General features: G+C 61.7%; 15 protein-coding genes and 3 pseudogenes. 12 read left to right on the top strand and 6 right to left on the bottom strand.

Going from position 1 to position 23,169, the window contains the following annotated elements; translation table 11 throughout:
• The 4 genes and pseudogenes from R5O87_RS04510 (at position 1) to R5O87_RS04495 (ending at position 4,651) form a co-directional block, all read left to right on the top strand.
• The gene (locus tag R5O87_RS04510; RefSeq protein ID WP_410557436.1) at positions 1–1,767 is read left to right on the top strand and encodes an acetyl/propionyl/methylcrotonyl-CoA carboxylase subunit alpha; all 1,767 of its coding nucleotides are present in this window, start codon (positions 1–3) and stop codon (positions 1,765–1,767) included.
• Positions 1,767–2,636, top strand: a complete 870-nt coding sequence (locus tag R5O87_RS04505; protein WP_410557435.1) for an HpcH/HpaI aldolase/citrate lyase family protein — start codon at positions 1,767–1,769, stop codon at positions 2,634–2,636. Before R5O87_RS04510 ends, R5O87_RS04505 begins: the two co-directional genes overlap by 1 nt.
• A 43-nt stretch (positions 2,637–2,679) precedes the next feature.
• Positions 2,680–3,159: a MaoC family dehydratase gene (locus R5O87_RS04500; RefSeq protein WP_410557434.1), complete on the top strand. Its 480-nt coding sequence runs from the start codon at positions 2,680–2,682 to the stop codon at positions 3,157–3,159.
• Between the two features lie 101 nt (positions 3,160–3,260).
• Positions 3,261–4,651 (top strand): annotated as a pseudogene (locus tag R5O87_RS04495) (class I adenylate-forming enzyme family protein).
• Positions 4,652–4,658: 7 nt separating this feature from the next.
• Here the strand turns inward: R5O87_RS04495 and R5O87_RS04490 are convergent.
• The 3 genes from R5O87_RS04490 to R5O87_RS04480 all read right to left on the bottom strand — a co-directional run bounded on the left by R5O87_RS04490 (position 4,659) and on the right by R5O87_RS04480 (position 7,105).
• Positions 4,659–5,273, bottom strand: a complete 615-nt coding sequence (locus R5O87_RS04490) for a TetR/AcrR family transcriptional regulator (protein ID WP_410557432.1) — start codon at positions 5,271–5,273, stop codon at positions 4,659–4,661.
• A 124-nt stretch (positions 5,274–5,397) separates the two neighbouring features.
• Complete coding sequence (locus R5O87_RS04485; protein ID WP_410557431.1) at positions 5,398–6,591, bottom strand: acyl-CoA dehydrogenase family protein; 1,194 nt, start codon at positions 6,589–6,591, stop codon at positions 5,398–5,400.
• Positions 6,592–6,628: 37 nt separating this feature from the next.
• Positions 6,629–7,105 carry a MaoC/PaaZ C-terminal domain-containing protein gene (locus R5O87_RS04480; protein WP_410557430.1) on the bottom strand — a complete coding sequence of 159 codons (477 nt, stop codon included), beginning with the start codon at positions 7,103–7,105 and terminating at the stop codon, positions 6,629–6,631.
• A gap of 353 nt (positions 7,106–7,458) precedes the next feature.
• Here R5O87_RS04480 and R5O87_RS04475 point away from each other — a divergent pair, with 353 nt between their 5' ends.
• Together R5O87_RS04475 and R5O87_RS04470 are read left to right on the top strand one after the other, a co-directional pair.
• Positions 7,459–8,811, top strand: a complete 1,353-nt coding sequence (locus tag R5O87_RS04475; RefSeq protein WP_410557429.1) for an MFS transporter — start codon at positions 7,459–7,461, stop codon at positions 8,809–8,811.
• A gap of 378 nt (positions 8,812–9,189) precedes the next feature.
• Entirely contained in the window at positions 9,190–9,474 is a 285-nt protein-coding gene (locus R5O87_RS04470; protein ID WP_410557428.1) for an antibiotic biosynthesis monooxygenase family protein, read from the top strand.
• A 223-nt stretch (positions 9,475–9,697) separates the two neighbouring features.
• Here R5O87_RS04470 and R5O87_RS04465 read toward each other — a convergent pair.
• Positions 9,698–10,268: pseudogene (locus tag R5O87_RS04465) on the bottom strand (adenylate kinase).
• 313 nt (positions 10,269–10,581) lie between these two features.
• Positions 10,582–10,938 (bottom strand): annotated as a pseudogene (panD, locus tag R5O87_RS04460) (aspartate 1-decarboxylase); the annotation flags it as partial.
• A 290-nt stretch (positions 10,939–11,228) separates the two neighbouring features.
• Here panD and R5O87_RS04455 point away from each other — a divergent pair.
• From R5O87_RS04455 to R5O87_RS04435, 5 genes are all read left to right on the top strand, one after another.
• The gene (locus R5O87_RS04455) at positions 11,229–11,849 is read left to right on the top strand and encodes an NUDIX hydrolase (RefSeq protein WP_410557427.1); all 621 of its coding nucleotides are present in this window, start codon (positions 11,229–11,231) and stop codon (positions 11,847–11,849) included.
• Positions 11,850–12,079: 230 nt separating this feature from the next.
• Positions 12,080–14,245 carry an amylo-alpha-1,6-glucosidase gene (locus R5O87_RS04450; RefSeq protein ID WP_410557425.1) on the top strand — a complete coding sequence of 722 codons (2,166 nt, stop codon included), beginning with the start codon at positions 12,080–12,082 and terminating at the stop codon, positions 14,243–14,245.
• Positions 14,246–16,540: 2,295 nt separating this feature from the next.
• Positions 16,541–18,193, top strand: coding sequence for a carboxylesterase/lipase family protein (locus tag R5O87_RS04445; RefSeq protein WP_410557423.1), 1,653 nt, complete (start codon positions 16,541–16,543; stop codon positions 18,191–18,193).
• 436 nt (positions 18,194–18,629) lie between these two features.
• Positions 18,630–19,304 (top strand): NAD(P)H oxidoreductase, encoded by a 675-nt coding sequence (locus R5O87_RS04440; RefSeq protein WP_410557421.1) that lies wholly within the window; start codon positions 18,630–18,632, stop codon positions 19,302–19,304.
• 958 nt (positions 19,305–20,262) lie between these two features.
• Complete coding sequence (locus R5O87_RS04435) at positions 20,263–20,535, top strand: lycopene cyclase family protein (RefSeq protein WP_410557419.1); 273 nt, start codon at positions 20,263–20,265, stop codon at positions 20,533–20,535.
• Here the strand turns inward: R5O87_RS04435 and R5O87_RS04430 are convergent.
• A complete protein-coding gene (locus tag R5O87_RS04430) occupies positions 20,457–20,843 on the bottom strand; it encodes an MmcQ/YjbR family DNA-binding protein (RefSeq protein WP_410557418.1) in 387 nt (128 codons plus the stop codon). The two genes, R5O87_RS04435 and R5O87_RS04430, sit on opposite strands and share 79 nt — an antisense overlap.
• Positions 20,844–21,686: 843 nt before the next feature.
• Here R5O87_RS04430 and R5O87_RS04425 point away from each other — a divergent pair.
• Entirely contained in the window at positions 21,687–22,145 is a 459-nt protein-coding gene (locus R5O87_RS04425; protein ID WP_410557417.1) for an FUSC family protein, read from the top strand.
• Positions 22,146–23,169 lie beyond the last annotated feature (1,024 nt).

Raw genomic sequence — 23,169 nt, 5'->3', positions numbered from 1 at the left:
ATGTTTAGCAAAATCCTGATCGCCAACCGGGGCGAAATCGCTGTCCGCGTTATTCGCAGCTGCCGGTCCCTGGGCATCCAGTCAGTAGCCGTTCACTCCGAAGCCGATTCGGCTTCCCTGCATGTCCGCGAAGCGGACCAGGCTGTGGATCTTGGCCCCGGCCCGGCGAGCGAAAACTACCTGAACATCGACCGCATCATTGCCGCTGCCTGTGAAAGCGGCGCCGAGGCAATTCATCCCGGATACGGCTTCCTCTCCGAGAACGCCGCCTTCGCCCAGGCCGTCGTGGATGCCGGGCTCGCGTTCATCGGACCGAGCCCGGACGCTATTTCAACCATGGGCGAGAAAGTTGCCGCCAGGGCTGTGGCGATTGCCGCCGAGGTGCCCCTCGCCCCAGGCTCCAAGAACGCCATCACCGGCGCCGGAGACGTCATCGATTTCGGTTCCGCACACGGGTATCCGATCCTGGTGAAGGCCTCTGCCGGCGGCGGCGGGCGCGGCATGCGCCTGGTCGAATCCGAAGCGCAGGCAGAGGAAGCCGTCGCGGCCGCGGTCCGCGAAGCGACCGCGGCATTCGGCAATGGCGAGGTCTACCTGGAGCGTTACCTCACCAGTGCCCGGCACGTGGAAGTCCAGGTTTTCGCCGACAAGCTCGGCAACACGGTCTATGTGGGCGACAGGGACTGCTCCGTCCAGCGCCGCCACCAGAAGCTGATCGAAGAGTCGCCGGCCCCCGGCCTGTCCCCGGAGCTGCGGGCCTCCATGGGTGCGGCCGCCGTCCGGCTCGCACAGCACGTCGGCTACGCCGGTGCCGGGACCGTCGAATTCCTGGTGGAGGGCGAAAACTTCTACTTCCTCGAAATGAACACCCGCATCCAGGTGGAACACCCGGTCACCGAAATGGTCCACGGCGTGGACCTCATCGCCGAGCAGATCCGGGTGGCAGCCGGGGAGGAACTCAGCATCCGGGACCGCCTGACGCCGCACGGAGCGGCCATCGAAGCCCGCATCAACGCCGAAGACGTGGCCGGGGGCCGCTTCCTTCCGGCGCCCGGCCTCATCGAGGAACTCACGGCACCCGAAGGCGAAGGCCTCCGCTTCGACGCCGGCTACCAAAGCGGGGATGAAGTCCTTCCGTTCTACGACAGCCTCATCGGTAAACTCATCGCCTACGGACCGGACCGCGAAACGGCCCTGGCCAGGCTCGAAGATGGCCTTGAACGGCTCGTCGTCCGTGGTGTTCCCACCACCGTCCCTGCCTCCCTGCAGGTCGTGCGCCACGAGGACTTCCAGTCAGCCCGTTTCACCACCCGCTGGCTCGAAGAAACCGTCGACTTCTCGGACGAACCCGAAGACGAACCCCTGGCCCGCAACGAGGTCGAAGTCGGCGGACGCTTCTACATCATTCCGCAGTTCTCCGACCGCCCCGGCGCAACCACCGGCACCGGAGCCGCCATCGCTGCTGCACCCATGGAGGAAACAGCAGCCGGCGGCCAGCGCGCGCGAAGCACAAGGGCCCGCGGCAAGGGCAAAGCCAGCGACGGCAGCGTCAAGGCACCCATGCAGGGAACCATCATCAAGGTCAACGTCGAAGAAGGCCAGGCCGTCACCACCGGGGACGTCCTCTTCGTCCTGGAAGCAATGAAGATGGAGAACCCGATTCAGGCGCCCGCCGCCGGCATCGTCGGTCCCATTCACGCCGGGGTCGGCGACTCGATGGCAGCCGGGACCCTGCTCACCCAGCTCGTCCTGGAAGGGGCCAACTGATGAAACCCTACCGTTCACTCCTTTTCGTTCCCGGCCACAAGCGAAGCTGGATCGACAAGGCCCTGGCCTCCGAGGCTGACGCCATCATTATCGACTTGGAGGACTCCGTCCCGGAGGCGGACAAGGCACTGGCCCGGGCCAACGCCCGCGACGCCCTCAGCGGCCACACCGGGGACAAGGGCGTCCTGATCCGTCCCAATGCCCTCGACACCGTTCACTTCGGCGCCGACATCGCAGAGACCACGCATGGGAACCTGACCGGTTTCCTGCTGCCCAAGCTGTTCTCACGCGATGACGTGGTCCGCTTCGACGCCCTTGTCACCGCCGCCGAAATTACCCAGGGGATATCCAGGGGAGCGGTGGAGCTGATTCCGTCCCTGGAAACGGCGGCATCCATCAGCAAGGTCGACGAGATCCTCGCCGGGCCCAGGGTCGGCGGAGTGATGGCGGCCGCAGCCAAAGACGCGGACGTTTCCCGCGAAGTGGGCTTCAGCTGGACCGCAGAAGGAACAGAGACGCTCTACCTGCGCAGCAAGGTCGTGCTGGCAGCCCGGGCAGCAGGTCTGCGCAGCATCGTCCTTGGCCTCTGGCAGGAGGTCAGCAATTTGGACGGGCTCCGCCGCTTCGCCGCGGCCAACCACGGCCTCGGCTACACCGGCCAGGTGCTGATCCATCCCACCCACGCCCCGGTCGCCAACGAGTCCTACGGCCTGTCCCCGGCAATGCGCGATTACTACCAGGGACTCGTCGAGGCCTTCGACGAAGGCGAGAGCCGCGGGCACGGCGCCGTCTCCTACCGCGGAGACCACATCGACCTTGCCCATGCCAACCACGCCCGCCAGGCACTTGCTTTCGCCGGCAACAACTAAGAACCAATAAAGCCGCCAGGCCCACACCAACAGGAGACACACCATGGCCGGAATGTATTACGAAGACTTCCAGGTAGGCGAAGTGATCCGCCACGAAGTCACGCGGACCGTCACCGAGACGGACAACCTGCTCATCACGGCGCTGACCATGAACGTCCAGCCCCTGCACCTAGACGCCGAATTCTCGGCACAGAGCATGTACGGCAAGCAGATCGTCAACAGCATCTTCACCCTGGGACTCGTGACGGGAATTCCCGTCCAGGACACGACGCTCGGGACCACCCTGGGAAACCTCGGATTCCGGGACATTGAATTCCCCAAGCCCGTCTTCTTCGGCGACACGCTGCGGGTGGAGACCGAGGCGCTGGACAAGCGCGTCTCCAATTCCAGGCCGGAGACCGGGATTGTCGGCATCGAACACCGCGGCTACAACCAGCACGGCGAGGTGGTCTGCGTTGTCCGCCGCACCGCGCTCATGAAGCGGAACCAGAACGCCGAAGCTGAGGTTCCCTCCAACGCCTAGGCCTGGTCCAAACACCAGAGCCAACAATGTGAACAGGCGGCGGGCCGGCCAGCAGCGATGCGGCCGGCCCGCCGTTCCACGATGAGAACAGATCACCGCCGATGCCTTTCCTGAACAGACTCCGGACATGGGCAGAACAGCGTCCCGACGGCACAGCCGTCGCTGTGGACGGCAGGGGACTCACCTGGGCGGAACTGCAGACAGCCGCCGAGCAACTGCTCCCCGACACCCCCGAAACCTCCGTCCTGTCCGCACCGAACTCGGTCCGGTTCGCGGCCATGTACTGCGCCGGCGTCGCCAGGGGACGGCAGGTTGCCGTTCTCGACCCGGAATGGACGGCTCAAACACGGGAAGAGATCATCCGCAGGCTTCCCCCGCCGTCCAGGGCCGAAGGCACGGTACTGGATGACGGGGACCCGGACTCCGCTTTCCTCATTGGCTACACCGCCGGCACCACGTCAACACCAAAGGCCTTCACCCGGTCACGCCGGTCCTGGGAAGCCTCCTTTGAAGCTTCCCTGCGGTTCTTCGATCTCAGGCCCGACGACATCACTTTTGCCCCCGGCCCGCTCTCAGCAAGCCTGAACCTCTACGCCCTGTCCGAGTGCCTGTACGCCGGCACCGAATTTCACACCCTGGGAAAGTTCGACATCGCCGCTGCGCACGAGGTCATCGGGCACCATGGCATCACACGACTGGTTCTTGTCCCCACCCTGCTCCGGCTTCTCAGTGAGCGCGGCCTGGCCGGTGGCGTCGATGGCTCCGCCATCCGCACCATCATCTGTGCCGGATCAAAACTCGACGCCCGAACCCTGGCCGCCGCGCGGCGCTGGGCGCCCAACGCGACCATGTTCGAGTACTACGGTGCTGCCGAACTCAGCTTCGTGTCCGGCCGCGGCCTTGCCCCAGGGACGACGCTCGACGCCGCGGGGACCGCCATTGGGTCCCCTTTCCCCGGGGTACAGGTGCAGATCCTCGACGATGAGGGGACCCCCGTGCCGGACGGGACCCCGGAAATATCAGCATCAAAAGCCCTATGGTGTGCCAGGGTTACGTCTGGGGCGATGACGGCAACGCCTTCCGCCTCCTCGGCGACCACTACACCGTGGGTGACCGGGGGTACCTCCACGGCTCCAGCCTCCATATCCTCGGCCGAAGTTCAGACATGATCATTACCGCAGGCAAAAACGTTTACCCGCACGAAGTGGAACTGGCCCTGGCATCGATTCCCGGCGTGGAAAGCGCCGTCGCCGCCGGCATGCCGGACGATCTGCGGGGCAGCCGGATCGTGGCAGGAATTGTTCCCTCCTGCGGAGGCCTCACCGCGACCTGGCTCAGTACGGGGCTGGACGAAGTCATGACCCGGGACAGGAAGCCACTGCGCTACTACCTCCTGGATGAGCTGCCCTCGACCGGCCGGGGCAAGATCAGCCGCCGGATGTTTCTGGAGTGGATCCGCAACGGCGACTCCAGAATCCGCCCCTTGCCGTAGGCACCCGTCAGCGGCGCTGGTCGACCCTTGCGTCGGCGTCAGCGACGTTGAGTTCGCGCAGGGCCAGTTTGGTGTAGACGGCGACGATTTCGTCCAGGGTCATGCGTCCGCCGGGTTTGAACCAGGAGGCGATGTGGGTGGCCTGGGCGACGAAGCTGTAGACGTGGATCCTGGCGTCGATGACCTCGGCGAGGCCGGCCCTGCCGGCGTCTTCGATCAGTTGCTGCAGGAGCAGTTCGTATTCGTGGCGTTTTTCGATCACGACTTTCCGGGCATCCTCGGAGAGTGACCGGAGTTCGGCGTTGCCGATGAAGACTTCCTGGGCCCGCTCGGCATGGAACCGCAAATGCGCCCCCAGTAAAGCCTGAAGCTTATCCACGGCGTCGCCGTCAGTCTCCACCGCCTGTCGTGCATCGGCCATGAGGTCATCGATGATGCCGCCCATGATCTGCAGCAGCAGGTGTTCCTTGCTGTCGATGTGGTTGTAGAGGCTGCCCACCATGATGCCGACGGCAGAGGCCACCTGCCGCAGGCTGGTCCCGTCATACCCACGCTCGAAAAACAGCTTTGCCGCTTCCTCGCGGATGGCCTGCGCAGTACCACGTTCCGCCGTTGCCACCATTTACGCCACCTGTCCTCGTCCTCGGTTTCCCAAGTTTAACGCACGGACACTTGTTTGCCTGCCTGGCGCGGCCAGTGCGGGTCGCGCCAGGCAGGGGACCAGGTGACTCGCCGGAATCCGGGGGTCAGTACGAGCGGGGAAGGCCCAGGTGCTGCTCGCCGATGTAGTTGCGGATCATATCGTCCGTGAGCGGGGCAAAGGTATAGAGCCGGGCGTCCCGGAAGTATCGCTGCATGGGCAGTTGCCGCAGGAAACCCCAGCCGCCCATTGCCCGCATCCCGACATCGGTGGCAGTGGTGGCGGCGTCCGCTGCGGCCAGTTTCGCCATGGCCGAGAGGGTTTCGTCGGCACCAGCATGCTCATCCGAAATGATGGCCGCCTTTTCGAGCAGGAGCCGGGCGCTCTCGACCTTGACGCTGCTGTCGACGAGCTTGTGCTGCAGGGCCTGGAAGGCGCCGATGGGCCTGCCGAATGCATGCCTTTCCTTGACGTACTCCACGGCGTAGTCGAGAGCGCCGCGCGCGATGCCCAACGCGACGGCCGCGCCGTTGAGCCGCTCACCGTTCAGGGTGCCCAGGACGTGCCGGAAGCCCCTGTCCACCTCGCCGAGCACCAGGTCGGCGGGGACGCGGACGTCGGCGAATTCGATGTCGCACTGCTCCAGGGCGCGGATGCCCATGGTGTCGATGGGTTGAGTGGTGATCCCGGGCGTCTGCCGGGGGACGATGAACATCGTTATTCCGTCGATCGAGGACCGCTGAATATCAGTCGTGCGCGCCAGAACGATGAGGTAGTCGGCGTCGGATGCACCGCCGATCCACTTTTTGGCTCCGTTGATCAGGAAGGAGCCGTCCGGCTGTTCCACCGCCCTGGTGGTCATGGCCCGTGCCACGTCGGTCCCGCCGGCCGGCTCACTCAACGCGAAGGACATCTTGGCATCGCCGGCAAAAAGCGGGGCGAGGAAACGCTCCTGCTGCTCGAGGCTGCCGAAAGAGTGCAGCAGCTCCACGCCCATGTACTGCACCACGAAGCTGACCCCCATTGAGGTCGCTCGGGCACCGAGTTCTTCCAGGACTAGCGTCTGGCTCCTGTGTTTGGCTTTGGCTCCGCCGATCGTTGACTCCAGCTGAACGAAACCGGCCCTGGCCAGCGCCCGGAAAAGTTCGACGTCGTAGGTCTCGCTTTCATCGTGGGCTATCAGCCGTTCCTCGGTGACGTGTTCATCCAGAAGCTGAACCAGCCGTGCTCGCAGCTTTTCCTGGGACGCGGGGTCGCCGGCACTGGTGCGGACCGGGTTGTTGTGTGTGGTGATGCTCATGGGGAAGCTCCTTTGCTTTTGGTCCGGGCGAAGGCGCTTAGCGGCGCTTGATGAGGAAGCTGCTGGAGAACGTCATGACCGTGCTGCCGTCCTGCTTCACCACGGTGTAGTCGATGGTCCACAGCCCGGCCCCGGGCTTGCTGGTTTCCCTGGCCTCGCTGACCAGGGCTTCCACCCGGATCGTCTCGCCAATGAAAACCGGTTTCACTGCACGCACGGATTCCAGGCCCAGCCAGGCAATGACATTGCTGAAATAGCCCGTTTGGGTCATCAATCCCAGTGCGACCGAAAGCGTAAGCGGACCGTGGCCAATCCGCTGGCCAAAGGGCGTCTTAGCCGCGTACTCCTCGTCCAGGTGCAGCGACACCCAGTCGCCGGTGAGCCCGGCCCACTGGACCAGGTGTGCCTCCGTGATCGTGATCCCGGGGCTCTGCAGTCTGTCACCTGTCACCAGATCACCCCAGAAGTGATCGGGGCGCCCCTTGACGAGTCTTTCCTGGACCTGCTCGCTCATCTGTCTCCTTAGTGGGCTTTGGTTCCAACCAGGGTCCGGCCGCATGCCGCAGCCGCCTCTACCCATCAGCATAGACTAACGGGCGTTTGTACGTAAGGTCTCATTGCGCCTCGGGCAATAATCCCGTGAGTGCAGCCAACTGCAGAAGGCTTCGAATTCAAGACCCGCACCCACTTGCGTGCGATCCACATCACACTCTAGACTTCGAGAACGAACGCTTGTTCTTTAATCTCCAACTGCCGAGTATCGAAGAGGACTGGAGCGCTGCAAAGGTCTCCTGATTCACCCGGAGCCCGCCGTCGCTGGTGACGTCCAGCTCACTAGACTCTTAATAACCCAAGGAATGAGTTCCAATGTCGGAATTGACTAATCCTGTTCAATCTCCCCCTGCTGCTGTTGCGGGAGCGCCATCGTTCGATCCGCGGATCGCGCGCCGGGCCGTGATGAGCGGTACCTTCGGCACCGCACTAGAGTGGTTCGACTTCGCCGTATACGGCACCCTCTCGGCAACGCTGTTTCCGCAACTCTTTTTCCCGAGCTTCGATGCGAACACGGCAATCCTGGCCTCGTTCGCAACCTTCGGAGCGGGCATGGTTGCCCGCCCCCTTGGCGGAATTTTCTTTGGCGCCCTAGGCGACAAGATCGGCCGGCGAAATGTTCTCATGTTCACCCTTGTACTTATGGGTGCCTCATCGGTGCTCATTGGCTTGCTTCCCAGCTATGCAGTGGCAGGAATCCTCGCGCCCACGCTCCTTGTAGCGCTGCGCTTCCTCCAGGGTTTCGCGCTCGGCGGAGAAGCCTCCGGCGTCCAGGTGCTCGTCGTGGAACACGCCCCCACCGACCGCCGCGGCCTCTTCGGCGGCATCCTGGCGACCGGTTCCCCTCTCGCCCAGACCTTCGCGTCCCTCACGCTCACCGGACTCGCTACATTCCTGTCGAAAGACGACTTTGCCTCCTGGGGATGGCGGGTTCCCTTCCTGATGGGCGTTCTTCTCCTGGTCGTCGGGATGTTCATTCGCCGGCGGGTTGAAGAAACCCCGGCCTTCAAGGAGAGCCAGAAGAAGGCAGCCGAATCGGCCATACCCCAGGAGCGGGCCCTGGCTGTAATTGTCAAGAAGCCCGGCACCGTCATCAAGCTGGTGCTGTCCTGGGCCGCGTCCACAGGACTGTTCTGGATCAGCGTCACCTACGCAGTGAGCTACCTGACCAAGCAACTCCACTACGACAACTCCATCACCTTCGGGCTCCTGCTCATGGCAAACCTCATCTCCATTCCCGCCGCACTTCTTGGCGGCCGGCTCAGCGACCGCATCGGACGCAAGAAAACCTTCCTCATCGGCCTGACCATGCAAGGCATCGCCGCGGCAACCATGTTTCCGATCATGAACTCCATGAACTACCCGGCAAGCGCGGCGATCATCGCCTTCGCGCTCTGCGGGATCCAGGTCACGGCCGGGACCCAGGCTGCCTTCTTCTCGGAATCGCTCCCGACGACCATGCGCTACACGGGCTCGGCTCTCGGCATGACCATGGCAGGCCTGATCTTCGGCGCCCCGATCCCGTTCGTCGCCGCATGGATCTTCCAGAACACCAGCAACGGAACGCTCGCCCTGACCTGCATCGGTCTCGGGCTGGTCCTGATTTCCGTCATCGCCACGCTGTCACTGCCTGAACGCTACAAGCAGTCGCTCCATCAGCAGCACTGACGTTCCACGAACCCAAAGTCTCCGGGTTCGCCAACCCCTCATTACCCCTGACTGCGGGCCGCGCCGATAGCGCGGCCCGCGGCGGCTGAAATCTGCTCCCGTCCTTCGGTCAGGGCGGAGCGAAATGGAACTGTACCGCCACGGATGCAGGGTCGATCGTTCAGGCCGGATAGGGGTGGTGCATCCTCAGCAATCCACAGTTCCAGCCCTGATCGACGTGGAACGCTCGCGCCGCGGGCGGGAATGGGCCAGGGTACTAAAGCTTGTGCTTCCGGCGGTGCGGGTCCTTACTAGTGGGGGGAGGCGAAGCCCCCGAGCTGGACGCCATCGCTCAAGTGGTGTGACGGCTTAAATCAGCGACTTTCGGAGGTATGACTAATGTTCGCTCGCGTCAGCACTTACCGGCCCGCTCCCGGCAGCACCGGCGAGCCTTCCGCCGACACAGTCCGTCAGGTATTAGCCCTCCCTGGGTGCCAGGGAATCTATTATCTTCGTGGGAAAGACGACAAGTCTCTCTCACTCACCCTGTGGGACGACCAGGACGCTCTTACCGCCAGCCGTCCGACAGTGGACCGGATCCGTGAGGAAACGACTGCGAAACAGCACATGGAAGTCCTTGGGGTTGATGAATTTGAAGTGCTGACCCATCAGCTCAAGGAGTAGCATTCAGCGCACTGACGCTGGCCTCGTTCAGCGCCGGGGAGTGCGCTCACCGGTGCCGCCGGGAGCGAAGGAAGAGCGGGTTTATAAATACCCCCCGAGGTGGTGATGGCGGCGGCGAGAGCGCCGGAAACAACCCGCCCAGATCCTTGAGCGGTGTGCGGAATGTCAGCCGAGGCGCCGCCTCGGAGGTACCGGGTGAATCGCTCGAGGAAGGGTCGCTGGGCTACGCCGTCTGGTTTTCCTTGATCGACTCCATGATACGGTCCGTGACCTCCTCGATCATGCCCAAGCCGTCCACCTGCCTCAGGATGCCATAGGCGTTGTATCTGGCCACCACGGTTTCCGTCTGCTCGTGGTACAGGGCAAGTCGGTGCCGGATGATGGTTTCGTGGTCGTCGCTCCTGCCCGTTCGCTTGGCGCGGCCAAGCAGGCGTTGTACCAGTTCCTCGTCGTCAGCGGTTAGCTGCAGGACGACGTCGAGCTTCTCCTCGCCCTCGGAAAGAATCCTGTCAAGGTAGTCAACTTGGGCAGCGGTGCTCGGGTATCCGTCGAGCAAGAATCCGGCTTCAACGTCCGGCTCGGTGAGTCGGTCACGGACCATCTTGTTGGTCACTCTGTCCGGAACGAAGTCGCCGTTGTCCATATACATCTTCGCCTCAACACCCAGGGCAGTCCCGCCCTTGACGTTCGCACGGAAGATGTCGTCCGTCGAAATGGCCACGACGCCGAGGCACGCCGATATCCGTTCGGCCTGCGTTCCTTTACCCGAACCGGGGAGGTCCAATAATCAACATTCGCGTCGTCGCAAAGCCTTCCTTGTGACGCTGCCCCAGCACCACGACGGTGTCGTAGACGGCTGGGGCAGGGTGTGATTCATGCTCGTGGTTCGACCCCTGGAGGTCAGAGCAGACTGGAGATATTCGCCCATGACGCAGGGTATTGGTCGGGCGTCGATGCCATCCTCACCATCGAGCCGTCCAGGGGAAGAGGGGTAGAGGCGACGTGGACTGGGCGTGGCGCAAGGGCCTGGGACTCCTGCACGGAGCTCCTTCGCCGGTCTTGTGGAGTCGCCAGGGTCCGCCCAGATGAGACCGCCGCAGACAGGGCCGACGCCACCCTGGTTACGGAGTTCCGGTCGCCAACGTGCACCGCCGCCGGGCAGTATGTCTTGGCTTCTTCGGTAGTCATCTCCGCGAACGCGAGGAGGATGACCGTGTCTCCGACGTGAACAAGATGCGCCGCCGCGCCGTTGATTCCCAAAACCCCGGACCCGCGCTCACCGGCGATGACATAGGTTTCAAGGCGCGCGCCGTTGGTGACGTCGAGGATCGAGACCAGCTCGCCGGGCAGTATGTCGGCTGCATCCAGAAGGTTAAGATCCACGGTCACCGAACCCACGTAATGCAGGTCAGCCTGGGTGACTGTCGCCCCCTGAATCTTTGACTTGAGCATTTTTCGGTTCATCCGTAAGCACCAATGGTTAGTAGAAATACCGGCAGACAAAGTATACGAACGAACGCTAGTATTGCTCAACTGGGTTCCGCGGGCTTGCACGAGCTATGCAGCATTTCAGTCCATTCAATAAGCACCGGCCAATCCGATGCCCCGCTCCGGCCGAAGCCGGCCGCAGCCGACGTAACAGAAGGGAAATCATGCCACACTCTCACACGGACGAAGGACGAAGGTCCGGTGATCAACCGCCCGTACTTGCCGCAAGCGTCGTCCTGCTTCGGGACTCGCCGGTTGGACCGGAGGTGTTTGTCCAGCACCGTGTGCCCACCATGGATTTCGCTGCCGGCATGGTCGTGTTTCCGGGGGGCCGCGTTGACGATGCCGACTCCTCAGGGTGGACGTTCGGCGATGATCTGTTGGAGGCACATGCTGTGGCATGGCGCGGGACCAGCATCTCGAACGATGCGGCGCGGGCCAGACATAATGCAGGGAGGGTGCTCGCTGCCGCTGCGCGCGAACTTGCTGAGGAATGCGGCATCTCCCTAAGCCCGGACTCACTGATACCTTGGGCCAACTGGGTTACGCCCGAAGGGCAGCCCAAACGTTTCGACACCTACTTTTTCGTCACCGCAGTGGGCCCCGACGTCCAACCACGCCATCAAACAACCGAGGCATGGCAATCTCACTGGCTGCCCGTGCGCCGTATCCTCCAAGAGGAGGCCGCCGGTACGCTCAGGCTCCTACCCCCAACACTGACAATCCTGGACGAGCTCGATGAAATAGGCACAACAACCGCCATCCGGCAAACAAAGAGGGTGATCGAAAGCGTGCGCCCCCGTCCGGGTGACATGGAAGAATATTTCCGCCTGCGCCGCCAGGGCCAGAAGTGGGACCTGCGTACGCCTCGGCCAGCGCAAAGCTGAAGCTGGCACCAGAATCCTCTCCTCTCGGAGACTGTGGGGCAGTCGCCACAGGCGGCCGCGCGGTCACAGGCGGCACTGTCACGCTGGGTCCCTACAACGGTCAGCGGGGCTGGAATCAAATGGCATACCGGCGTAGCGTCAAGAAACGGGGCCGGGCCGCAGTCGCCGGGATCCACCAACCGGCCGCCTGCCTGTAATTGGCGTTCAGATCGATTCTGAAGGAGCCCGGGATGGCTGGATGGAATGCCGACACCGCAGCAGGTTCGCCGGGTCCAGGATCGGTCACTTTGGTGGAGGGCTCATCGTTTTGTATCTCCGCGGCAAACGGTGACATGCGGGCCGAGTCTCCGCACGGGGTCTTTGTCGAGGACACCCGGATCCTGTCGTGTTGGCAGCTACTCATTAATGGCGCCCCGTTGGAGCCGTTGGGAACAAAGACGAAGGAACCCTACCGGGCCCAGTTTGTCGGCCGCGTCCCCAGGCCCGACGGACACGCAGACAGCCCGCTGATCGTCGAACGCGTCCGCGAAGTCGATGCCGGCATTCTCGAACGAATTACCATCCAGAACTACTCACCTGCCGCGGTCGACTGCGTCGTTACCCTTCAGGTGGAGGCCGACTTCGCAGACCTCTTCGAGGTGAAGGAGGCACGCGTCCAACGCCGCTGGGAGCAGACGCGTGAAGTGGCAGAGGACTCGCTAACCATCCGGGCAGCCTGGCAAAACGTCCGCAAAGGTGTAGTGGTGGCAGCCAAAGCCGCCCATACCGCCCCCGACAGCCTGACCTACCGCCGCACTATCCCGCCGCATGGAAAGTGGAGCACGACTATAAGCGTCGTGCCCATCATCAACGAAGGAGACGGTCCAACCACACGGTTTGTCCGCCCGGATGAAGGCGAAGCATCGCCTCGCGACCGGCGCCGGCAGGAGTGGGTGTCCAAGATTCCCGTGCTGCACATCGGCAACGCCTCCATCGAGCGGACGCTGCGCCGCAGTTATGACGATCTGGGTGCGCTCCGCATTGAGGATCCGGACCACCCGGACCGGATCGTCGTGGCCGCTGGTGCCCCGTGGTTCATGGCATTGTTTGGCCGGGATTCGCTCTGGGCATCCCTTATGGCACTGCCCGTAGACCCGTCGCTGGCTTTCGGCACCATTCAAACTCTGGCTGAACGTCAGGGGCGGGTCGTGGATGAGATGAGCGAGGAGGAACCTGGCAAGATCCTCCACGAGGTCAGGTTCGATGTCTCCAGCAGGCTGGCTCTGGGCGGGAAATCGGCGTACTTCGGCAGCGTCGACGCCACCCCGCTGTTTGTGGCACTCTTCGGGGAAGTCAGCCGCTGGGGGTTCGCTCCAGAAAGTGTCTCCAGCCTGCTGCCGCATGTTGACCGGGCGCTGGACTGGATCCGTCATTACGGGGACAGGGATGGCGACGGCTTCGTCGAGTACGAGCGGCTTAACGACCGCGGACTTATTAACCAGGGCTGGAAGGACTCCTGGGACGGCATCAACTTCGCCGATGGCAGTATGGCCGAGCCGCCCATTGCATTGTGCGAGGTGCAGGCCTACGTCTACAGCGCGTACATGGCCCGCTCCTGGATAGCCCGCGACGCCGGCGACCTGGAACTGGCGGCCGAGTACCGGGATCTCGGGGCGAAACTGAAGCGGCAGTTCAACGAACGGTTCTGGCTCCCCGACCGTGGCTACTACGCCATCGCCCTGGACGGCCACAAGCAGCCTGTCGATGCCTGTGCCTCCAACATGGGCCAGTGTCTGCTGTTTGGCATCGTTGACGAAGAAAAAGCCGGGCTGTTGACGGAAAGGCTGATGTCGCCCGAGATGTTCAGCGGTTGGGGTGTGCGGACCCTGGCCAGCGACATGGGCGCCTATAACCCGGCCAGTTACCACAACGGATCAGTATGGCCCCATGACAACGCCATCATCGCGGCCGGCCTGCTCCGCTACGGATTCGTCGAGCAGGCGCAGCGGATCTCCACCGCTCTGTTCGAGGCGGCCGAATACTCCGAGGGTCGACTGCCGGAACTCTTCTGCGGCTTCAGCCGGGAGCAGATCGACGAACCCATCCCTTACCCGACGGCGTGCTCCCCGCAAGCCTGGGCCGCAACTACTCCCATCCAACTAGTGAAGGGCCTGATGGGCTACTACGCCGACGTTGCCCGCGGCGGACTGTGGCTGGATCCTGTGCTCCCCGGATCATATGGAGATCTCCATATCACCAACGCGCCCATGGCCAATGGCCGGATCACGATAGATATCTCAAATTCCACTGCAACGGTTCAGGGGCTACCCGAGGGCATGCAGTTCCACCACGGGATACGGCCCTGGGCTGCAGACCTAGCGCAGCAACAGGCCACATCCACGGAAAAACCTAGTTAGTCCCCTTGCACCATGGAGTTAGGCGAAGTGATCAGAGGTTGTCTGCCTACAGGAACACCCGGCCCATAGCCATCAAAGCTGGCTTGGGTGGAGCATCGACAGGTGGTCCCATAAGCTCGACGGTCTGGGAGAGGCCTGGTCGAACAACAACTCCCCTGCAGCCGGATCCATCCCCAACTGCCGATAAGCGGCACTTCCGTCAACCCGAAGGGCTCTAGCGCAAGCCAGCCCCAAGTCCCCCTAAATCGACAAGTGGTGGGGCAGGGCTCCTAGATAAGGTCGGGTGCGCTGGAGAGAATGCATTCCGCCGCAGCTGGCCAGTCATTGAGAGGGTGTTCTTTCCGGGGATGATGCCTTTGGCGCGCAATCCAGCACAGAGAGCACCGGCCGACCTCGGAGGGCACGCATTGAGTGAGCACCAGCTGGTGTAGAGACGGAAAAGCAGTTTTGCACCCAAGCGTTAGGTCCGTTCTGTCAGGCGCCAGATGCAGGAATTTCTCATCCAGTGGGCGTCAGGATCGAATGCTGATAATGGCGATTCTGTCGTGCGGAAGACGTGCGACCCTGTGGATATTCGGTGCTCGGTGGAGCGGTGTCCTGGTCATGCTCTCTTCTACTGTCTGCCCCCATGAGATGGCCGAAGGGAGGTTTAACGCTATGACGGTCAATCAGTCCCAGTCCCCGGCTTGCTCCGCACATCAATGCCACGCCAATGTCGTGCGTCGAGTTTCGGCTGGGCCGGAAACATCAGCGCAGGCCCGAATGGCTGAGAGCGTGGAGAAGGATTGTCCGACCTCAAAATGCTGCCCACGCGCCATGCGGTGCATCAGAATGCTCACAAAAGAGGGTGTGCACAATGTGCACACCTTCGGCTTCGGATTCGGTTGTACCGGCGTCGGACTGGCTCGGATTGGGGATGTTTTCGGGGGAGTGGCGGGTTTTCAAGGTTGGCGTCCGGTTCGAGTCCCACCTCGGGCACAGTGTTTTCCCTGTTCAGGGGCTTTTTAGCCTCTGAGTGTGCACAAAATGTGTTGTGAAGGGCCCTTCCGGGGGCCTTTTTCATTGCTAGCCGGTTGCCTCCTTGCCTTCCTGGATCGACGGTGCGTCTTCTGTTACCTGTTCATGGACGTCCGTGGCCTGGACAACATGACCCGCGAAAAAGCTGGGCCTGATTCCTTTTCCGCGTCGTTGGTTCTTCACTGGTTCCTCCTGTCGGGCTCGTGGTGTTCTTCCTGCTTCTTCATCGTTGTCTCCGGTGTCTACTGCATGACTCTGTGAATTCTTGGTGAGATGTCCTGGACCGAGGTGCCGGCTGCCCTGCCGTTCTTCATACCTTTTCATTGCCTCCGTGCTGGACAACTACATGATGTTGTGGAACTGGAGCGGACCGTCCCGGGCGGTGGTGGCCGCTGTCTGGCTGGGTGTTCATATCCCTTCATTGCCCATGCCGTGCACCGCAGCATGACCGAAGTCGACGAGAGCTCGTGTGTCTGCAGAGGGCTCCGCTGATGGCCGGTGAGGTGCGGGCGTACCGTGATGGCATGGCCACGCTTTTCGCGGGCAGGGTAGTCCGGGTTCCGCACGTCGGTGAAACCGGACAGCGCGACCGTGCATTGACAGACGTCCTGGCGTACGAATGGCGGCCGAGTATGCCCGCCAGTGCAGCCCTAAGGGCACGGCGGATTTCAGTGGTCGACGCAACCACTTGGTGAATCCGGCACGTTAATCGGTTGTTCTAGAGTCTATGGGCAGGTGGCCGAGGACCGTCATACGCGACTGGATGTGTCACGTTGAGATCTCGGACCTTGGCCTGAGCGCGTCCGATAACCAGGAAGGGGACGACCCTACACTGACGTCTATCGAGCGGTGCAGCTGACGTCAGATTGGGGTGTGCTTCACTCTTGCCCCTGTTTCCGACGTAGTTGATTCTCGGTGCGACGAATTTGTTGGCGACTGTCAGGACCAGAAAAGGAACAAGTCGCCTCGGGCGTTGTGTCAGTCGAATCGTCAAGATGAACTCCCGGTCTGGCCAGCCATAGGAGCGGCTGCATGTGGTGGGGCCTTTCCCCGCTCTTTAGTGGATCTGAGGGCTTCGGCAGAAAAGGTTGTCCGCTTATACCCGAAGGCTTTCCAAGTTGGCCCGTATCGTCCTGTCAAGTTGGTGGAATCCGGGCGGTTGGGCCCATTGGTCAACACACCATAATCACTTTCGGGAATCGGAAAAGCCACGAGATACGGCCGCCTAACTGGAGAGATAGCCTTCTCGGGACCATTCTCACCCAGTTAGGAATTTGCATGTCCTCATTTGAAATTTCCCGGCGTCAGGTGCTTTCGGGCACGGCAGCGGCAATTGGTGCAGCGGTTCTAACAGGTGCAGCCAGCAGTAAAGCGGCCCCACCTGCAGCAGCCAGCTCCGAGGGGCTGGTGGTCAGCACTCGGTACGGACTACTCAAAGGGGTGAGGGACGGATCCATCCGGAGCTTCAAGGGCATCCCCTACGCCGCTCCGCCCGTGGGTACGCGGCGCTTCCTGGCACCCCAACCTCCCGTTGCCTGGAACGGGGTCCGAGATGCAAGCACCCTAGGGCACCCCAGCATCCAGGACAATCCCGACTATCCCGCCTGGCTTGATCCCCGGCCCGAGAGCGAGGACTGCCTTTACCTGAACGTCTGGACCCCTTCTCGACCAAACAGCGAGCCCCTGCCGGTGATGGTCTGGCTGCATGGCGGCGGGTACATCTTCGGATCCGCAGGGGCACCTGTCTATGACGGTGCGAAACTGGCAGAAACAGCAGGAGTAGTCGTTGTATCAATCAACCACCGACTGAACGCCTTCGGATACGCTTGGTTCGGCGACATCGTCCCCGAACTGGCAGCCCACGCCACGCCGGGCCAGCAGGACATTGTCCGGGCTCTGCTCTGGGTCCGCGACAACATCGCCGCTCTTGGCGGAGATCCAGCCAACGTAACGCTTTTCGGCGAGTCCGGAGGTGGCGGAAAGGTCAACTCGATCCTTGCCACACCGTCTGCCAAGAGTCTGTTCCACAAGGGAATTATTCAGAGCGGAGCCCAGCGATCTGTCTCCACGAGGGAACAGGGGACCGAGGTTGCCTCGGCGTTCCTGGCTGAGCTCGGCCCTGGAAAATTCGATCTACAGCGGCTCCAGAACGTCAGTGTTCAGGACATCAAGCGGGCGGCCTCCGCAGTTATCGGCAGCATGGGCGGGCTCTCGTTCCAGCCAGTGGTGGATGGCTCGTTCATGCCCCAACAGACCTGGCAGAACGGTGCACCGAGCCCAGCAACACCCCTGATAATTGGAACCAACTCACATGAGGGGCTCACTTACCTGCCAGCCCAAACAGAGCCGGAAAGTGACGAGGAGATGGCGAAGAGATTCGTGGGAAATTACTTCGCCCCACCCATTTCCACCGACGAGTTCTACGCCTTGCTGAACGAGTACCGAGGAGTGATGGGCGAAACTTCTCGTCTTGAAATTCTCACTGCCATGCTTACCGATACCTTCCATTGGCACTCCGCAGTCCTCCAGGCAGAAATGCAGACCACAGCCGGTGGTCCAGCGTACTTCTACGAATTCGCTTGGGAAACTCCCTGCTTCGAAGGGACATGGGCCCCCCATGGAGCCGAATTGCCCTTTGTGTTCGGAAATCAAACGTACGCGACGGCTTGGGATGGACAGGACACGGACAACCTTCGCGCTGCAGACGATCCCGCCGGAGACCGGTTCAGGCTGGCGGACGAGGTGATGAACGCTTGGGGCTCCTTTGCCCACACCGGCAACCCGTCCACCGGGGCATTGCGCTGGCCGAGTTACGACTCAACCTCCCGAGCGACCATGGTATTCGCCCGTGGCAACTCGTACCTTGAGAATGACCGCAATAGCGCACGGCGCAACCTCATCAGCAACGTACCTACAGTCGTCTGGTGGTGAACTGGGACTGAAGCTTCGCCCCGGGCGCCCAGCGGAGGACTGAGGTATAGCTAGACGGGGGATAAAGACGTCCAGTCCAGGTGCTTTCCCTCAACCCATACCGGACATTGATGGGAAGCACCTGGACTTTCGACACCAATGCACCGTATCGGAATTTGTCATCCACTTTGAGACAGTCTCGCTTGTCTGTAGGCGCGTTTCTGCGGTTGAGATTCCGAAATGGACGTGATGTGGTCGCGGATCCGGGTAATTGGTTGTGAACGCCCGGTTCGCGGCAGGGCGGCTAATTCCCGGCGTTGCACGCATCAAACCTTCTCTGTGGGATGAGTTCATGACGAGGAGCCGGGGAAACCGTGGATATCGACGCACCTGTTGTAAGCCATCCTCCGGCCAGCACAAGACCGGCCCATCCAGGCGGCGCGGATATGGATTCTGAGTGAATAGCCCGACAAAGCCAAACCCCCTGAGTTTGGGGTTGGAGGCTCCGAGAAGATTTCGGGCCCAGGTCGTTTGGGCGCACCCGCGGACCGATTCGCTCACCGCAACTGTAGTCAGAACAGTTGTCGAGGAGTTGGGACTGACAGGCATCGAGGTCGATGAGCTGGACCTTTATCGGGAACAGTTCGACGCCTCGCTTCGTGAGGCCGACGAACCGGACTGGAGTAACCCGGACAAGCCATACTCCAGGGAAGTCATGGACTACGCCAAGCGGGCAAATGCCGCAGACGTCGTCTTCTTCGTGTTTCCCATCTGGTGGTTCTCACTTCCCGCTATTTTGAAGGGCTACATTGACAGAGTGTGGAACCATGGCCTTTTCTATGGGGGCGGTCGAAAGGCGAAGATACAGAAAATCAGGTGGATAGGTCTGGCAGGCGAGAGCCAGGAGTTCTTCACCAAGCGCGACTACGACAAACTGATCCAGCACCATCTCAATATCGGTATCGCCGGCTTCTGTGGGGTCAGCGACAGTCGCGTGGACCTGCTGTACAACGCGCTTGGCACAGGCGTTGGAGATGCGCCTTTGCACTATGCACGGTTTCAGGAGAGGGCACGAGAGATCGCCCGGACTGCCCTTGATCAGACGCTCGGACAGGAGGCGGCGTGCACCTAGGACTGGTCTGGGCATCCTTGGACCGCAAAAGAGCGCTGGTGTACGTCACCGTGGGCCGGGAAAACGCCGCCACGGGGCTGACCTTCGGCCAGGCGGTCACGGGAATGCCTAACGTGATCCTTGCCCAGCGGCTCCTCGGCGACCCCGGACTAACCTCTCACGCGTGCGACCGATCTTGGCGCCTACATACAGCTCTAAGGCGACGTGCTCCCCACACTGTCCGGTTGAACTTCACCCTAGGGATGAAGGGCATGGTGCACCGCCGGACGTACCCCTCAGTATCGAACCGGTGGGAGGGGGTTGAACCGGCACACCTGTGTGGCAGATGCCATGGTGACCTTCCCTACGACACATGGACCAGACTCCAGTGTCGGCCAGGTACGTGCCTTCTTTAGGGACGATCACGTTCATTTGGCTTTGGTCGTCGGATCGGATGGGGGACTCGTCACGACCGCTGAGCGTTCCGATATCCCCGTCGACGCGCACGATTCCGAGCCTGTCCGCAAATACGGAACTCTAGACGGTAGAACAGTCCACTTGCATGCTGACCTCACTGCTATCACGTCTGTCCTCCGACGGGCAGGACGTCGCCGGCTTGCCGTTGTCCATGAGGACAATCGATTACTCGGACTGCTCTGCCTCAAACGAAGTGGAGCACGGTACTGCAACGATGACGGGGTACGCGCCCGCGCAGCAGAGCGGCGTGGCTGAACAGCTGCTCGCTGTTCTTACCAACACCAGGCCGACGACAGAAACGAAGTCTCGCACGCAACGTGCTGAGGTAGTTCTTGACAAGCAAGACACGCGACACACTTTGAAAAATGTCCGACTGACTCCACATTAAGTAGTTGGGATTCCAGTTCAAGCGGCGTGGTCACGGCCTAGTCTCTTACATCGACTTCGCACGTTCCTCCTCGAGGGTCGAATGTGTATGCGCGGATTGGAAGGCAATAGCTAAATGAACACCACAGAAAACACTTTCGACTACATCATCGTGGGTGGAGGATCGGCGGGCGCAACCATGGCCCGGAAACTTGCCGATGATCCGCACGTCAGCGTCTGCCTCATCGAGGGTGGACCGGCCTATGAAGACGACCCCAAGGTCCGCAGCGGACTTGGGATGCGTGATCCTGCAGGGTATCCCTTTGAGGGTCAGGTGGCCAGTTGCCCGAAAGTGTCCGGGTTCACTGGCTGCTGCTTCTTGGGGAGGTTCTCGACCACACGCAGGTAGGACTCGGTAACGAGATCGTCAACCGTCTGCGCGTCGAGCTCCCCACCGGGGTGGAGTGTTATCCAGTGCTGCTTGTTCATGTGATAGCCCGGAGTAACGTCCTCGTGCGACTCCTGTAGCGCACGCCCGTCCGCGGGGGCGGCTTTGAGGATCACTATCGGCTCCCCGGTAGTGTCCGTTTGCAGCATGAACACCTTTCCCCGCACTTTCCACACCTCCCACCCCTCACCGAAAGGACGGGTCAGCTCCGCCCCCGGCAGCTCCTGCGTGCGCGCGGCAGCCTGTTCCTGCAGCTTCGTTCCCTTCATGAGATTTCCTTTCCCTCGGGATGTCCGTGTGTGCTAGCTACTGTGTAGGACGCTATTGGCGCCAGGCGACGTCGAGGGGCCCCAGACCTTCGCGTGCAACGCGAGTTGCACGCCTAAGCCTCGACGAGAGCATGGTCAGTAAGGCAGTCAACGCCCTCGCCGATACCTTGATCCGACTTTCTTGCCTCATCCTAATAACCCCGCGGTGTCAAAAGCATAGGGACATCTAGGGCCGGCGGACTCAGGCAGCGAAGGAAGAATCGGCCAAGGCTACGGGAATCGCCCTTCAGACCCGCCTCATGGACAATGCCAAGGGAGTCCAGACCCTCGCAGCGGCGCTCAATCATTTTGCGCGTTCAATGTTGGCAACCTCTTGGGAGCTGTTCTCGGTGGCACTGTGATTCCGCCGGGTTCGGATACATCGCTCCTATTTGGATACGAATTATCGGCTCGGCGGTCGGGCTCTTCATCGCTTGCGTAAGCCTTGCCCTGGACAGCCGCTGGAGACGAGGATGCTGTGAAGTCGCCGACACCATCGAGGTCGGTTGCACGCGAAAAGGGCAATGGCACGGCACGACTAGGTTGGCGCTTCGGGTAGGGGCCTCACTTAGCCACCTCTGTCCACCGGGGCAGAGTCGATGTACTCGTGTGCACGTGTGCACGTGTGACCTACGGTAACTGTTGTTCAAGGCCTGACAGAAACATCATGGCAATGCGCGCGAAGTCCTCGCCCCGATAGGCTCACCAGGAAGCTCCTGCTCGATCAGAAGGAGCGAAGCCCGTCGGAGCCGCCGCCACCCGACGGGTGCATCGCGTCACGGGTAGAGAAAGAGTTTCATACGCATGTTCCCCAATGTCTCGGTCTATTTCCGCGGCGGATATCAGCGCTGCAAGTCCTCCGCAGGGGATGCTTTCAAAATGGCGCTCTGCGCGGTCGCGGCGTGCCAGTTGGCGGAGAGTGTCCTTGGACACGCAAATCCCGTCTTTGCCGCCATAGCCGCGCTTCTCACACTTCAATTCTCCGGAGACTGGCGCACGCGACGAGCCCTGGAAGTAGCCGCTGGCTGCACACTCGGTATGGCAGCCAGCGTGCTCCTCACCAGCATCTTGGGGAATGGACCGGCACCAGCACTATTTATCGTTTTCTTGGCCATCTTGGTGGCCAGGTTCCTGAACAAGGGCGCCGTATTCACCTCACAAATGGCGATTCAAGCTGCCCTCGTCGCGATGATCCCTTCTCCACCTGGCTCGTCCTTACACACGATCCTTGACGCCTCAGTTGGTGTGCCGTCGCTTGGATAGTCACAGCGGCTATGCCCCAAGGGCGGCTCAAGCGACAACGACAGGCCATTCGAAAATTGACTCAGGAAATATCCGGGGTCCTACACGCTACGTCCAAGGCCATCGAACTCAATGATTCGACCCTTGGCATGGCATGCCCTGATACGGGCACGAAACAGCCAATCGCTTATCGTCGAAACCCAGGAGGTTCTGGGCCGGGCACACGAAACGACACTCATCTCCCCGCTTCACTGGTGATACAGCAGACACGTCCAGGATGCCCGGATTGCTGTGGAGAAGTTGGACCTGGCACTGAGGAACAGCCAAGTCTTCAGCCGGAGGCTGACCCACACCATCAATACGGTCGCACTCCCGGACGAGGGGCTCACTCCAGCTGTCAGCATTCCTCAGCCGCGTCGCTCAGGCAGCAGCCATGGGACTCGCGGGAAGACCAACGTGAAACCTGGACATCACCTCATGGAAACGGCGTTGCGACCTCTCGCCCCTAGGCTCGAAGCGGGCAAGAGAGCAATGGGGGCCTGATTATGGCTGCAGACGGTTGCCGGATCATCCGGTCATGCACGGAACTTTCACCAGGAATTCAGATCGAAGCTTGCCAGGGACGGCTTATCCACCACGGGCGGGTCAGCCAACCATTCCATCCATGGGCATGTTCTGGATCATTGACGCGAGAAACGGGACTCGCAAACTCCGCGACGTCGAAGCACTGGACCTCCTCCTGCCCGGCTCACCTTTTACGGCAGAGCAACAGTCAGACCCCGCGCCGGCGGTCTGACTCACACAGCCACCAGTGTGGCCAACGATGCCGTTGAAGCAATGAAGCGGAGCAGATCACATACAGGAGAACAGCGAGTCCCGCTAAGTTCGGGATCTGCCCTGTGTCTCTAGTGAGTGCGGAACAGCCCAAGAATGTGAAGTTGAGGAGGTCCGACTGGGCAGCCGGCGGCTAAGTCACACGATTCCGTTGGGGTGGGGCGTCAGAGAACGCCCGGTAGCTCCGCCCGTAGGCCAAGTCCTCCCTCGT

The organism is Arthrobacter globiformis (assembly GCF_046536215.2).
Classification (GTDB): domain Bacteria; phylum Actinomycetota; class Actinomycetes; order Actinomycetales; family Micrococcaceae; genus Arthrobacter; species Arthrobacter globiformis_E.
Note: the sequence above shows the minus strand (reverse complement) of the source record. Positions and strands in the feature narration are given on the sequence as shown.

Bases quoted from the DNA above. Each gene is read 5' to 3' on its own strand.
- R5O87_RS04450 (WP_410557425.1), top strand. From the start codon at position 12,080: ATGGCTGGATGGAATGCCGACACCGCAGCAGGTTCGCCGGGTCCAGGA.
- R5O87_RS04445 (WP_410557423.1), top strand. From the start codon at position 16,541: ATGTCCTCATTTGAAATTTCCCGGCGTCAGGTGCTTTCGGGCACGGCA.
- R5O87_RS04485 (WP_410557431.1), bottom strand. From the start codon at position 6,591: ATGAGCATCACCACACACAACAACCCGGTCCGCACCAGTGCCGGCGAC.
- R5O87_RS04500 (WP_410557434.1), top strand. From the start codon at position 2,680: ATGGCCGGAATGTATTACGAAGACTTCCAGGTAGGCGAAGTGATCCGC.
- R5O87_RS04490 (WP_410557432.1), bottom strand. From the start codon at position 5,273: ATGGTGGCAACGGCGGAACGTGGTACTGCGCAGGCCATCCGCGAGGAA.
- R5O87_RS04435 (WP_410557419.1), top strand. From the start codon at position 20,263: ATGAACACCACAGAAAACACTTTCGACTACATCATCGTGGGTGGAGGA.
- R5O87_RS04510 (WP_410557436.1), top strand. From the start codon at position 1: ATGTTTAGCAAAATCCTGATCGCCAACCGGGGCGAAATCGCTGTCCGC.
- R5O87_RS04430 (WP_410557418.1), bottom strand. From the start codon at position 20,843: ATGAAGGGAACGAAGCTGCAGGAACAGGCTGCCGCGCGCACGCAGGAG.
- R5O87_RS04505 (WP_410557435.1), top strand. From the start codon at position 1,767: ATGAAACCCTACCGTTCACTCCTTTTCGTTCCCGGCCACAAGCGAAGC.
- R5O87_RS04480 (WP_410557430.1), bottom strand. From the start codon at position 7,105: ATGAGCGAGCAGGTCCAGGAAAGACTCGTCAAGGGGCGCCCCGATCAC.
- R5O87_RS04425 (WP_410557417.1), top strand. From the start codon at position 21,687: ATGTTCCCCAATGTCTCGGTCTATTTCCGCGGCGGATATCAGCGCTGC.
- R5O87_RS04475 (WP_410557429.1), top strand. From the start codon at position 7,459: ATGTCGGAATTGACTAATCCTGTTCAATCTCCCCCTGCTGCTGTTGCG.
- R5O87_RS04470 (WP_410557428.1), top strand. From the start codon at position 9,190: ATGTTCGCTCGCGTCAGCACTTACCGGCCCGCTCCCGGCAGCACCGGC.